This window comes from Nocardia sp. GP40 (assembly GCF_050434125.1).
Classification (GTDB): Bacteria; Actinomycetota; Actinomycetes; order Mycobacteriales; family Mycobacteriaceae; genus Nocardia; species Nocardia albiluteola.
On sequence record NZ_JBNPVW010000004.1, the window covers coordinates 432,932 to 446,720 of the forward strand.

The 13,789-nt window shown below is 71.7% G+C and carries 7 protein-coding genes; 4 read left to right on the forward strand and 3 right to left on the reverse strand.

Annotated features, from left to right (window positions below; all coding sequences use genetic code 11):
- Window positions 1–103 precede the first annotated feature (103 nt).
- Together ABH933_RS15200 and ABH933_RS15205 are read left to right on the forward strand one after the other, a co-directional pair.
- The gene (locus ABH933_RS15200; protein ID WP_429425606.1) at window positions 104–3,868 is read left to right on the forward strand and encodes an ATP-dependent helicase; all 3,765 of its coding nucleotides are present in this window, start codon (window positions 104–106) and stop codon (window positions 3,866–3,868) included.
- 378 nt (window positions 3,869–4,246) lie between these two features.
- The gene (locus ABH933_RS15205) at window positions 4,247–8,008 is read left to right on the forward strand and encodes an ATP-dependent helicase (RefSeq protein ID WP_429425489.1); all 3,762 of its coding nucleotides are present in this window, start codon (window positions 4,247–4,249) and stop codon (window positions 8,006–8,008) included.
- A 61-nt stretch (window positions 8,009–8,069) separates the two neighbouring features.
- Here ABH933_RS15205 and ABH933_RS15210 read toward each other — a convergent pair whose 3' ends face one another.
- On the reverse strand, window positions 8,070–8,459 hold the full coding sequence (locus ABH933_RS15210; RefSeq protein ID WP_429425487.1) for a DoxX family protein: 390 nt from the start codon (window positions 8,457–8,459) through the stop codon (window positions 8,070–8,072).
- A 92-nt stretch (window positions 8,460–8,551) separates the two neighbouring features.
- On the opposite strand from ABH933_RS15210, the gene nudC reads away from it, so the two are divergent.
- A complete protein-coding gene (nudC, locus tag ABH933_RS15215) occupies window positions 8,552–9,481 on the forward strand; it encodes an NAD(+) diphosphatase (protein ID WP_429425485.1) in 930 nt (309 codons plus the stop codon).
- Window positions 9,482–9,536: 55 nt separating this feature from the next.
- Here nudC and ABH933_RS15220 read toward each other — a convergent pair whose 3' ends face one another.
- Both ABH933_RS15220 and ABH933_RS15225 read right to left on the reverse strand, forming a co-directional pair.
- Window positions 9,537–9,788, reverse strand: coding sequence for a mycoredoxin (locus ABH933_RS15220; protein WP_429425483.1), 252 nt, complete (start codon window positions 9,786–9,788; stop codon window positions 9,537–9,539).
- A gap of 127 nt (window positions 9,789–9,915) precedes the next feature.
- Window positions 9,916–11,010, reverse strand: coding sequence for a DUF4189 domain-containing protein (locus ABH933_RS15225; protein ID WP_429425481.1), 1,095 nt, complete (start codon window positions 11,008–11,010; stop codon window positions 9,916–9,918).
- Between the two features lie 226 nt (window positions 11,011–11,236).
- On the opposite strand from ABH933_RS15225, the gene ABH933_RS15230 reads away from it, so the two are divergent.
- A complete protein-coding gene (locus tag ABH933_RS15230) occupies window positions 11,237–13,405 on the forward strand; it encodes an ATP-dependent DNA helicase UvrD2 (protein WP_429425604.1) in 2,169 nt (722 codons plus the stop codon).
- Window positions 13,406–13,789: the final 384 nt, after the last annotated feature.

Sequence of the window (13,789 nt, forward strand, 5' to 3'; positions counted from 1 at the left end):
CCTGTACGCCCGATCACAGGACGGATACGGCGGCCCGGTGCCGCACAGTTTGCTGCGCCGAAATTATTTCCTGTCGGGGGTGTCTGTTGAAATAGCGGCCGTGATGCGATCGGATAGCTCGGTGCGACTCGTGCGCCGCGGCGAGACGGCTCCTCGCCCGCGGGAGTGGGGCGCCGACGTCCGGACGCTGTTCGCGGGCGGTGCGGGCGCGGACCCTGGATGGCGGCCCTGGCAGGTGCTGGGCGGGCCGGGCACGGGAAAGACGTCGCTGCTGGTCGACATCGCGGCCGACCGGATCGTCGCAGGCGTGGACCCGGAGTCGATCCTGGTGCTCACGCACTCCAAATCGGCCGCCGTCCGGGTGCGCAACGCGATCGCCCGGCAGGTCTCGGCGGCTGTCGGCGATCCCTTGGACGCGATCGTCGGCGGCGTGCCGGGCGCGACCCGCGAGCCGCTGGTGCGCACCGTGCACTCGTACGCCTTCGCGATCCTGCGCATGCACGCCGAGGCACACGGCAATCCGCCGCCGCGGCTGCTGACCGGCGCCGAACAGGATGTGGTGCTGCGCGAGATGCTGCGCGGGGAACTGGAGGACATCCAGGCGGGTCCGGCGAGTCCGTACGGCGGTGCGGTCGAACTGTGGCCGCAGCGGCTGCAGCCCGCGCTGGGCACGCTCGGCTTCGCCGAGCAGCTGCGGGACCTGATGCTGCGCGCCACCGAGCGCGGGCTGGGGCCCGAGGATCTGGTCGAGCTGGGCCGGTCGCACGATCGCGCCGAATGGGAGGCCGCGGGCCGCTTCGCCGAACGGTACGAGCAGGCCATGCTGCTGCGCTGGTCGGTCGGCATCGAGGCGCCCGAGGCGAGTGCGCCGGCGCTGGACGCTGCCGAGCTGGTGGGCGCGGCGCTGGATGCGTTCGCGATGGACCCCGGCCTGCTCGATGCCGAGCGCGCCCGCATCGGGTGCCTGCTGGTCGACGATGCCCAGCATCTGGATCCGCTGGCGGCGCAGCTGGTCCGGGTGGTCGGCGGGGGCGCGGCCGGCACGGTGGTGGCCGGGGATCCGGATCAGGCCGTGTTCACCTTCCGTGGCGCGGATCCGCGTTTTCTCGCCGATCTCGAGACGGCCGCCGAGCGCCGAATCGTGTTGCACGACAACCATCGGGCCGCGGCTCCGGTGCACGATGCGGTGGCCCGCATAGCTGCTCGGATGCCGGGTCGCGCACCGCACCGGTTCGGTCCGAACGGTGCGCGGCGCAGCCCGTCCGGGGAATCGGATTCCCGGAACGGCCACTACGGTGCGGATTTCGGGAACGGCAGCGGCAGTGTGGATTCCGGCGGTGAACCCGCCGATCCGGCCCTGGAATCAGCGGCCTTCTCGGTGCGGGTGCTGACGACCCCGGCGAAGGAGGCCGCGCTCATCGCCGACCACCTGCGCCGCGCCCACCTCACCGACGGGGTGCCGTGGTCGAGCATGGCCGTCGTCGTGCGGTCGGTGCCGCTGTCCCTGGCGCCGCTGCGGCGCGCCCTGCTGGCGGCGGGAGTGCCCGTGCTGCAGCCGAAGCCGGATGTGCCGCTGGCCCGCCGCCGCGGCGCCACCTGGATGCTGCTGGCATTGCGCGCGCTGCTGGCGGGCACCCGCGCCCGCCCCGACCTGTTCACCGAGGACGACGCCCTGGACCTGCTGACCGGCCCGCTGGGCGGCGCCGATCAGATCAGCCTGCGCCGCCTGCGCCGCGGCATCCGAAGGACCGTGCTCGAACGCGGGCGGCGAGATCCCGCCGACCCGTGGGCGGTCGACGCCGGGCAACCCGAGCCGGACGGATCCGGTATCCCGCGCAGGCCCGGCGCCGCTGTCGAATCACATGCGCCGGAGGGCGGGAATGCCTCGGGCATATCGCGTGCGGATGCGGACGTAACCGGCCACGCGCCGAGCCCTGACCGGGTCGATGTGGATCGTGCCGTCGGCGTCGATGCCATGGCGGCCGACGGGATCGGGACTCGACGCAGGGCATCCGCCGGAGAGATGGACGACGACTTCGATTCCGGCTCGAACGATTCCGCGCGCTTCGCTGATCTGGACCGATCCTCCGCGGAGGTGCTCCGCGATCTGATCACCGAGACGGGCGACGCCTCGCTGCTGGACCGGCTCACCGAGGTGGAGTCCGCGCCGTTGCGCCGAGTGCTCAAGGCAGTGCGGCGGGCGGAGAAGGCCGCGCGGCGCGGTGCCGGGCTCGAGGACGTGCTGTGGGCGCTGTGGACGGCGTCGAGCCTGGAACGGCGCTGGGTCGGGCAATCCGAGCGCGGCGGCGCGGGCGCCATGCAGGCCGATCGCGACCTGGACGCCGCGGTCGGGCTGTTCGACGCCGCGGCCGCCTACGTCGACCGGCTGCCCCGCGCTACCCTTGAGGGCTTCGTCGAATATCTGGAACAGCAGGAGATTCCGCAGGATTCGGCGCCGGTCACCGAGTCGGGCGGCGCGGTGGCGATCGTCTCCGCGCATGCCGCGGCCGGGCGGGAGTGGGACGTCGTCGCGGTTGCCGGTGTGCAGGAGGGGATCTGGCCGAACCTGCGCCCGCGCGGGACACTGCTGGGCGTCGAGGATCTGGTGGATCTCGTTGCGGGCATTGCCGATTCGGGTGAGCGGATCAGCCGGTCGGCGCCGATCCTGGCCGAGGAGCGGCGGCTGCTGCTGATCGCCTGCAGCCGGGCGCGCCGCTCGCTGCTGGTGACCGCCGTCGAATCGGTCTCCGGCGACCGCGATCTGGTGCCCTCGCGGTTCCTGGCCGAGCTCGACGCCGCCGCCGCGGCGGGTGAGCCCGGCCGCATCCCGGCCCCGGTGGATCCCGGGCGGGCGCTGGTCATGCACGCGCTGATCGCCGAATTGCGCAGTGTGGCATGCGATCCCGAGGACGATCCGCACCGGAGGCGGCGTGCGGCGCAGCAGTTGGCCCGGCTGGCCGGTGCGCGGGTGCCCGGTGCTCACCCCGACGACTGGTACGGCACCGCCGAGCTGAGCTCGCAGCTGTCGCTCTGGGGTCAGGACGAGGGCCCGGTCGCACTGTCCCCGTCCACCGTGGAGCTGCTGAAGACCTGCCCGCTGCGCTGGGCGTTGGAGCGGCACGGCGGCGGTGACGGCGAGAATCCCTACGCGGTCAAGGGAAATCTGGTGCACACCCTGGTGCAGGCGCTGGCCGGTCAGGTCAGCGAGGCGCAGGTCAAGGCCGCGTTGGCGCGGGCGTGGAAGGCGGTGGATCCCGGCTCGGGCGAGTCCGGTCCGCAGAGCTGGCATTCGCGCCAGGACCTGCGGCGCACCGAGACGATGCTCGACACCTTCCTGGCCTGGCTGCACAACACCCGCGACGAACTCACCCAGCTGGGTGTCGAGGTGCCCGTCGACTGCGTGCTGCCGGCCCGCAACCCCGACGAATACCCGGTGCGCATCCGCGGGCGGGTCGACCGCGTGGAACGAGATGCGCTGGGGCGCTTCGTCATCGTCGACGTGAAGACCGGTAAGACGCCGATCTCCAAACAGGCCGCCGCCGAGCACGCCCAGCTGGCCACCTATCAGGTGGCCGCGGCCGCCGGTGCGCTGTACGACACCGCCGACGACCCGGCCGCCGGACCGCTGCCGGGCGGAGCACGACTGGTCTATGTCGCCAAACCCAGCGCCAAGGAGGGCGCCGCACAGCGCATGCAGCAGGCCCTGGACGACGAGTCGATCGGCCAATGGCGCGACACCATCCACCAGGCCGCCGAATCCACCCGCGGCCCCAGCTATCTGGCCATGCGCAACGACGGCTGCCGCCACTGCGCGGTATCGGGCAGCTGCCCGGTCCAGGACACCGGACGGCAGGTGACCGACGAATGAGCCGAACACAGCGGAGGGATCTGGCCGTACAGCGCGCCGTCATGGTCGCCCGACCGGAGTGTCGGTGCGCGCCGGGCACGTGCGCCGCTCCGCATGACGAGCAGCCGGTGCTGTGTGCCCCCGCGCAAACGGGAGCCGTGGCACGGGGCGGCGGCGCGGGTGCACACCGGCTGCACCCGAGCGGGACACGGTGTGCCCTGGTACACGCGGGAAATCGGTCTCGGCGCGGCGCAGGCGTGTGCGGAGCACGGCCGAGCGGATCATGGGTGCGGTGGGTAGCGGAGTCGAGCGAGACGGAGGAATGAGCGAGCCTGCGAGCGAATCATCGACACGGCGTGCGTCGCGCATGCCGGAGCCGGGCGCCAGCGAGGCGCAGGTATGAGCGGTCCCGGTGCGGGGGATTCGGGTCGCGGCATCACGCCGTGGCAGCTGACCGAGGCGCTGGGGCTGCCGCCGCCGACCGACGAGCAGGCGGCGGTGATCTCGGCCCCGCCCGGCCCGACGCTGGTGGTCGCGGGCGCGGGCGCGGGCAAGACCGAGACGATGGCCGCGCGGGTGGTCTGGATGGTCGCGAACGGACTCGTCGCTCCCGATGCCGTGCTCGGTCTGACGTTCACGCGCAAGGCCGCGCAGCAGCTGACGACCCGCATCCGCACCCGTCTGTCCCGGCTGGCGGGCTCGTCCGTGGTGCGCGAGATCGATCCGTCGGGGAGTCTGCGCAGGCTGCTGGCGGGTTCCGAACCGGAGATCAGCACCTACCACTCCTATGCGGGACGCCTGCTCACCGAGCACGGCCTGCTGCTGCCGGTGGAACCCTCGGCGACGCTGCTCACCGAGACTCAGCTGTGGCAGCTCGCCCATCGGGTCGTCACCACCTGGGACGGCGACCTGGACACCGAGCGCACCCCGGTGTCGGTGACCGAGGCGGTACTCGCGCTGTCGGGGCAGCTGGCCGAGCATCTAGTGGAACCCGAACAGCTGGTGCAGGCCCACGCCGAGCTGGAGAAGCTGGTCTTCACCCTGCCCAAGGGCCCGCGTCAGCGCGGCGGACCCAGCCAGGAGCTGCAGAACATCGTCACCGTGCAGACCGAACGCGTCGCACTGCTCCCGCTGGTCCGGCGCCTGGCCGAGGAGTTGCGCCGAAGGGGCGCACTGGATTTCGGCTCGCAGATGTCGCTGGCCGCCCGCCTCGCCGCCGAACATCCCGAGGTCGGCGTCGCCGAACGCGACCGCTTCCGCCTGGTCCTGCTGGACGAATACCAGGACACCGGCCACGCCCAGCGCATCCTGCTGGCCGCCCTGTTCGGTGACCTGAATGGCGCAGGTGCAATCGCGGCGGCGGACAACGGGCCGACCCGTGCCGAGGAGACGCCGCTGAGCGGCGTGCCGATGCATGCCGGGGCTCCGCCTGGGATAGCGGGCGTGCGGAGCGAGGGCAGCAGCGGTGCTGATGTGGCTCTCGCGACTGGCGGGCGTGCATTCGGACAGGTCGGGGAGAGTGCGTCTGGTGGTGGGAGCAGGCATGCCGGGGAGGTCTCCGGGCGCGATGAGGGGACCGACGAGCCGCGTGGCGCGGCGAACCGGCTCGCCGTGACGGCTGTCGGTGATCCGATGCAGTCCATCTACGGGTGGCGCGGGGCGTCGGCGGCGAATCTGCCGCGGTTCGCGACCGACTTTCCCAGTGCCCCCGGTGTTCCCGCGCCGATCCTGCCGCTGCTGACCAGCTGGCGCAATCCGCCCGAGGCGCTGGACCTGGCGAATCTGGTGGCTGAACCGTTGCGGCACACCGAGGGTGGCGTCGATGTAGACGCGCTGCGGCCGCGGCCCGGTGCGGTGCCGGGTGCGGTGGCGCTGGCCCTGACCGAAACCGTTGCCGACGAACGGGATTGGGTGGCCGAGCGGATCGCGGCGGAATGGGAGGCGCACGCGGACGCGGGGGCGCCGCCGCCCACCTCCGCGGTGCTGGTGCGCCGCAACGCCGATGCCGCGCCGCTGGCGGAGGCGCTGCGCGAGCGGGGACTGCCGGTCGAGATCGTCGGCCTGGGCGGCCTGCTCGCCACCCCCGAGGTCGCGGACGTCGTGGCCACGCTGCGCCTGATCGCCGATCCGGCGGCGGGCAGCGCCGCCATGCGGATCCTGACCGGGGCGCGCTGGCGGATCGGGGTCAGCGACCTGGCCGCGCTGTCCCGGCGCGCCCGGGATCTGTCCATCTCCCGCCCCCCGGAGCAGGCCGCGGCCATCACCGATACCGAGGCGCTCGCGCAGGCGTTGCGCGAGGTGGCGCCCGAGCCCGCGGAACGGGCAGGGATCGCGGATGCCATCGCCGATCCCGGTGCGCCGGAACAGTATTCGGAGCCGGGATACGAGCGCATCCAGTCCCTCGGACAGGAGCTGGGGGCGCTGCGTGAACGGGGCGGTCAGTCACTGCCGGAGCTGGTGGCCGACGTCGAGCGCACGATCGGCGTCGGCGTGGAGACCCAGGCGCGTCGTGCGGCGGCCGGTGGCGGTGCGGGCCGGGAGCATCTGGACGCGTTCGCCGAGGTCGTGGCCGGATATGCCAGTGACCACCGGGCGACGCTGAGCGGCCTGCTGGGCTTTCTCGCGGCGGCCGAGGAGGTCGAAAACGGGCTCGAGCCCGGCGAGGTCGAGGTCGCCCACGACCGCGTGCAGGTGCTGACCGTGCACGCCGCCAAGGGGCTGGAGTGGGAGGTGGTGGCCGTGCCGCACGTGGTACGCGGTGTCTTCCCGTCCGGCGCGGCGGCGGGTACCTGGCTCGGTGCGCTGGCCGAACTGCCCACCACGCTGCGCGGCGACCGGCAGCGCGAGGACGCCCGCGACGGCGTGCCCGTGCTCGAGCTGGCCGACATCTACGATCGCGCCGATCTGGAGCATGCGATCAAACAGCACCGGGACGCGCTGAATCGGCGCCGGCTGGACGAGGAGCGCCGCCTGTTCTACGTGGCCCTCACCAGAACCGAACGGGCGCTGTTCGTTTCGGGTCACCACTGGGCCGAGACCGGCTCGACCCCCAAGGGCCCCTCGGACTTCCTGCTGGAGCTGAAGCATGCCACCGAGGCTCCCGGCTCGGGCCTGGTCACCGCCGTGCGCATCGACCGCTGGGATCAGGGCCCGCCCCCGGACGCTGTGAACCCGTTCACCGACAATCCCGCCACCGCGCGCTGGCCCCGCGATCCCCTCGGAAAGCGCCGCGCCGCAATCGAATCGGGCGCCGACATGGTCCGCTCCGCGCTGGCGGAGCTGTCGCCGGAAAGCAGGTTCGACCTGCCGGCGCGGGTGGCCGACGGGCCGGTTACCCGGGGCTCGGCCGAGCAGCTCTCGCTGTTCGGCGAGGACGCCGAGCCCAGCGATGCAGAGGAGGCCGAGGGCGCACAGGAACCCGCCCTCGACGACCCGGAGGGCTGGTCCGCGGATGTCGATGCCCTGCTCGCCGAGCATTTCGCCGCCGACGACACGGTGCGGGAGGTGGAACTGCCCGAGCAGCTGCCCGCGACCGCGCTGGTGGAGCTGCGGGCCGATCCGGCGAAACTGGCCGCGCGGCTGCGTCGTCCGCTGCCGTATCCGCCGAGCCCGTTCGCGCGGCGCGGCACCGCATTTCACGCGTGGCTGCAGCGCTGGTTCGGGGCCGAGCAGGCCTTCGATCTGGAGCTGCCGGGCGAGGCGGACCAGGGGGAGGCCGATGCCGAGCTGACCCGGATGCAGGAGGCGTTCCTGTCCTCGTCGTGGGCCAACCGCAATCCGGTGGAGGTCGAGGTGGCCTTCGAGACCTCCGTCGCGGGCACGCTGATCCGCGGTCGCATGGACGCGGTGTTCGCCGAGCCGGGCGGGCGCTGGCTGGTGGTGGACTGGAAGACCGGCGCGGAGCCGACCCGCTCGGAGGAGCAGTCGGTCGCGATGCAGCTGGCGGTCTACCGGCTGGCCTGGGCCCGGCTGATGGCCGCCCGCACCGGTGCCGACGAGGCACAGATGTTCGACCGCGTCGGTGCCGCATTCCACTACGTGCGCACCGGCCGCACGATAGCCCCACCCGACCTGCCGGGCCCCGCCGAACTGGCCGCGTTGATCATGGCAACTCCGCCGGCCTGGTCGCCCACCGAGGACGCACCCGGCCCGCCGGAATGATTCGGCGAGTGCCGAGTCGCCGCCTTCGGGGCCCACCGGCTCGCGGCCGGTGCATCGTGCCCTACGCCGCGCGGCGGATCTTCAGCGCCGTCGTCACCAGCGGCACTTGCAGCGGAAGCCGCAGTACCGAGATCACCTTGAGCGGCAGCGGTGCCTTGGGGTTGCGCAGGGCATCGGCCGCCATCTGCACGTTTGCCGGGAACACCGCGACGAACAGCAGCGCGGCGAACAGCCCGCCGAGGCGCCGGGTGCGCGGGAACGAGAGCGCCGCCGCCACGATGAGCTCGGCGACGCCGGAGACATAGGTGTAGGTGCGCGCCTCGCCGGGCAGCGCGGGCGGCACGATCTTGTCGTACTGTTCAGGTATCACGAAGTGCGTTGTGCCGGCGCCGAACAGCAACGCCGTCAGCAGGTAGATGCGTCGATGCCGCGCGGGGGACTCCGGGTTCATGCTGACACTGTGTCACTCCTGGACGGGAGTGTCACTCGGGGCCCGCACCTCCGCCGCGTGCCCGGACGACTCTGCGGGATAGTCTCGTCAGCGTGCCCGGTTTCGAATTGAATCAAGTTCCGCTGCTGTCCCGTTCCGCGCTCGACCGCGCCGAGGAGTTGCGCACGGACGAACAGGCGCTGAAGGAGGGCTGGGCCACCGCCCGGTTGCTGCGCATGAACCGTCGCGGGCAGTTTCGCGTCGAGGGCTCGGAGGTAGTGCTGGAGTCGGCCACGTCGCTGGCGGCCGAACCGGCGCCCGGCGCCATCTTCCTCGGTGTCGACGGCACGCACATCTGGGCGGTGCGGGATAACGACATCGAGGGACAGCTCGCGGACCTGCGCGCGGTCGGCCTGTCCACGGTGCGCCTCGACGACGTGATGCTGGGCGTGCTGGGCAGTGCGCTCGCACTGCTGAACTGGCACGATCGCGCCGGATTCAGCGCGGCCGACGGCACTCCGACCACGCCCGCGCACGGCGGCTGGACGCGCGTGGACGACGCGGGACACGAGGAATTCCCGCGCATCGATCCGGCGGTGATCTGCCTGGTCCACGACGGCGGCGACCGGGTGCTGCTGGGACGTCAGCACAGCTGGCCGGAGCGGATGTTCTCGATTCTGGCGGGGTTCGTCGAGGCGGGCGAGTCGCTGGAGCGGTGCGTGGAGCGCGAGATCCGCGAGGAGGTCGGCCTGGAGGTGCGCGAGATCCGCTATCTGGGCAGCCAGCCGTGGCCGCTGCCGCGCTCGCTGATGCTGGGCTTCACCGCGGTGGGCGATCCGGATCAGCCGCTGGTCTTTGCCGACGGCGAGATCGCCGAGGCGCACTGGTTCACCCGCGAGGAGGTGCGCACGGCCTTGGCCGCGGGCGCGTGGGGGTCGATCACGGGCGCGACGACGAGCGATCCGGAGCAGCATCGGCTGCTGCTGCCGGGGTCGATCTCGATCGCGCGGACCATCGTCGAATCCTGGGCCGCCGCGGCGTGAACGAACACCGCCGTCCCGGCGCATGTGCTGCCGGGACGACGGAATTTCCGGATCGTCAGGCGATGGCGGCCAGGGCCTGCTTGACCTGCACCAGGCTGGGGTTGGTGGCGGTGGATCCGTCGGCGTACTTGACGGTCGGCACCACGTGGTTGCCGCCGTTGACGCTGCCGACGAACTCGGCGGCCTCGGGATTCTCCTCGATATCGATCTTGGTGTAGGTGATCCCGGCCTCGTCGAGTTGCTTCTCGAGGCGGCGGCAGTAGCCGCACCAGGTCGTCGAGTACATGGTCAGGTCTGTCGCAGTCACGGCTCATTCAACATCGAACGGTCCACCCGTGTTCCCAACGGGGGTAGTTCCGCCGGTCACTCCCGGGGCGGGGCAAGCGGATCGAAGGCCGGATTCCGCCGGACCGCCCCGGGGTGCGGCCGGATCGTCAGTTGTCCGTGGTGCACTTGGACCAGGTGTGGAACGGGCCCTGGACGTTGTACTTGGTCTCCGCGATGTTGATCGCCTTGTTCTGGGCATCGATGGCCGTGGTGCCGCCGCTGGATCCCCAGCCGTCGCCCCCGCCGATGGCGATGGCGATGCATTCGTTCTCGGCCCACGCCGCATTACCGCAGCCGGTGCCGCACTCGTTCTCCGCGCGCAACTGGGCATCCGCGGAGCCGATCGTGCTCTTGGCCCAGGAGACCTGGTGGGTGTTCTCGTTGTAGATGGCGGCGATCCACACGTTCGCCGCGGTGGTCGGCATCTCGGTGGTCGTGGTCGGCATGTCGCTGGTGGTGGTCTCGGGTGCCGACGAGGTGGACGTACCGGTGGCGACGTTGTTGTCGCTGTGGTGGCTCGGACGCAGGATGAAGTAGCCCGCCACGCCCACGACGATCAGGCCCACCAGTGCCACCGCGATGATCAGGGGAATGTTGGTGCCCCCGCCTCCGGACCCGGAGGGTCCACCCGTGCCGTACGGCGGGATCTGCCCCGGCGGGATCTGGCCGGGGGGATAGCCCTGGGTCTGCGGGTACTGCCCCATCGTGTACGGACCCGGCTGACCGGGCGGGTACTGGCCCGGTGGCGGGTAGCCCTGGTCGGCGGCGGCGTAGGGCTGCGGCCCGGGTGTGTAGGGCTGATTCTGCGAATAAGCCTGCGGCGCAGCGGTATACGGCTGCTGCGGATCCGAGATCTGTTGCGTGGGCTGCTCGCTCGGATAGGGCTGACCCGTGTACAGGTGCGTGGCCTGGTCCGCCGGGTATGCCTGGCCGGGCGTCGGTTGCTGTCCGGGCATGGACTGCTGACCCGTGTACAGGTGCGTGGCCTGATCGGCCGGGTATGCCTGGCCGGGAGTGGGTTGCTGGCCCGAGTACAGGTGAGTGGCCTGTTCGGCCGGGTACAGCTGTCCCGGTGCGGGCGGCTCGGGCGGCGCGCCGGGCGTCTGATTCGGCTGGCCCGAATAGAAGAGGGTCGGCTTGCCCGCCTCCTCGTCCGGCTGACCGGGCTGCGGTGAATTCGGTGGTTCCGGGGGATGGCTCATCGGTCACTCCCCTTGTGACCCTCGCGAGAAACCCGCTGTGCCGCCGTCGGTGTGGTCATCGACCGCGCCCCCGTCTTCTCCGTTGTGAAACCTATCGATTCGTCACTGTAGCGCACGTCCGCGAGCGGTTTCTCCTCGAATTCGCGGGGGTGCGGTAGCCTCGCGCCGCGGCGGTTCGTCCGGATCTCCGGCGGCCCGGCCCGATCTGTCGGACCTCGCTGTCATGATGGAGCCCGTGCCCGCCCCGACCTCCGCCCCGCGCCCCGTGCTCGACGGTCTCGACCCCGAGCAGGCCGCGGCGGTCCGCGCGCCGCGCGGGCCGGTCTGCGTGCTCGCGGGCGCCGGCACGGGCAAGACGCGCACGATCACCCATCGCATCGCCCACCTCGTCTCGGCCGGGCACGTGCGGGCCGATCAGGTGCTGGCGGTCACCTTCACCGCACGTGCGGCGGGTGAGCTGCGCGCGCGGCTGCGCACGCTCGGCCTGGGCGGTGAGGCAAATACGGTGCAGGCCCGCACCTTCCACGCGGCCGCGCTGCGGCAGCTGCGCTACTTCTGGCCGCAGGTCGTCGGCGAGGTGCCCTGGCGGCTGATCGACAGTAAATTCCCGATCGTGGCCCAGGCCGCGAATCGGGCGGGCCTGTCCACCGCGACCGAGAGCGTGCGAGATCTGGCCGGTGAGATCGAATGGGCCAAGGCCTCGCTCATCGCCCCCGAGGACTACGCCGCCGCGGCGGCCCGCCGGCATCGCGAGACGCCGTACGAGCCGCGTCGCGTCGCCGATGTCTACACCGGGTACGAGGCGCTCAAGACCAGCGCCGAGGGCGTCCTGCTCGACTTCGACGATCTGCTGCTGCACACCGCGGCCGCCCTGGAGGGCTATCCGGCCGTCGCCGAGGAGTTCCGCGGCCGGTACCGCTGCTTCGTGGTCGACGAATACCAGGACGTCACCCCGCTGCAGCAGCGCGTGCTCGATGCCTGGCTGGGCGGGCGCGACGATCTGACCGTCGTCGGCGATGCCAACCAGACCATCTACTCCTTCACCGGCGCGAGTCCGAGCTATCTGCTCGACTTCTCCCGCCGCTTCCCGGAGGCCACGGTGGTGCGGCTCGAGCGGGACTATCGCTCGACTCCGCAGGTCGTCTCGCTCGCCAACCGGGTGATCGGCGCGGCCCACGGCCGAATCGCCGGTACCCGCCTGCAGCTGATCGGCCAGCGCCCCAACGGCCCGGAGCCGGCCTTCGCCGAATACGAGGACGAGTCGGCGGAGGCCCTCGCGGTCGTCAAGTCGATCGCCCGCCTGCTCGGCAAGGGTGTGCCCGCGGCTGAGATTGCCGTGCTCTACCGCATCAATGCCCAGTCCGAGGTGTACGAGCAGGCACTCACCGAGGCCGGGATTCCGTACCAGGTACGCGGCGGCGAGGGCTTCTTCCAGCGCGCCGAGGTCCGACAGGCGGTGCAGGCGCTGCGGCAGGCCGCCGCGCGCGAGGATCTGCCCGATGCGCGCGGCCCGGAGCTGGTCACGCTCGTTCGCGCGGCGCTGTCGCGCCTGGGACTGACGGCCACCGAGCCAAGCGGTGCGCAGGCGCGTGAGCGCTGGGCCTCGCTCGTCGCGCTCGTGCGGCTCACCGAGGAGCTGGCCGAGCAGGATCCCGACCTCGAGCTGGCCGGTCTGCTGCGCGAACTCGGCCTCCGGGCCGAGGCGCGGCACCCACCGACCGTGCAGGGGGTCACCCTAGCCTCGCTGCACGCGGCCAAGGGGCTGGAATGGGATGCGGTGTTCCTGGTCGGCCTGGCCGACGGCACGCTGCCGATCGCGCACGTCCTGGGCGAGGGCGGGGCGGTGGCGGACGAGGCCGCCCTCGAGGAGGAGCGCCGACTGCTCTATGTCGGCGTCACCCGCGCGCGCGAACACCTGCAACTGTCCTGGGCGCTCTCGCGCGGTGGGCGAAAGACCCGCCGCCGCAGCCGATTCCTCAACGGCCTGGTCCCCGAGGATTCGCCCGCCTCGCGGATCGCGCAGGCCGGGGGCGAGCGGCGCGGCCCGAAGCGAGAGCATCCCCGGTGCCGGATCTGCAACCGCCCGCTGCTCGGCACCGCATCGACCATGCTGGGGCGCTGCTCGCGCTGCCCGGCCGAGCTGGATACCGAGTTGCTTGCCGCCCTGCAGGACTGGCGGCGGGAGAAGGCCGACGAGCTGTCGGTGCCGCACTTCGTGGTGTTCAGCGACACCACGCTCACCGCGATCGCCGAGCAGCGTCCGGCCGACGATCGCGCGCTGGTCGCGATCCCCGGCATCGGCGCGAAGAAGCTGCGTCAGTTCGGGGCCGACGTGCTGGCCATGGTGCGCTCGCGCGAGCGTGCGCAAGCCCCCAAAACTGCAGGTGAAAAATAGGTTGTGCGGCCGTGTAAGCCACCCGTAGGGTGGTTTGCGTGCACCGGGAGGTCATTCCGTTGCGCACAGTGATCTAACGGACAACGAGTTATGGAGGGAGACAGACCAATGAACGGCATCGTGAACGCCTTTGCCCCGACCGGCCTTGCCGCGTCGGCGATTTCGTCCGTGTCCGTCTCCCGGGGGGTCCTCATGCAGAGGACCGGTCTGTCCACCCGCATCACAAGCGTTTTCGGTGCCGAATTGCAAGCGCCGAAGCGTGTGATCAAAGCGGACAAGCCCCAGCGGAGCTGGCACCCGACGAACACCTTCGTCGGCGCCCATGCAGGTGATTCCGGAGTGAACCCGGCCTACCTGCCGGCAGCCCGCCTCCGCGAGGCAGAC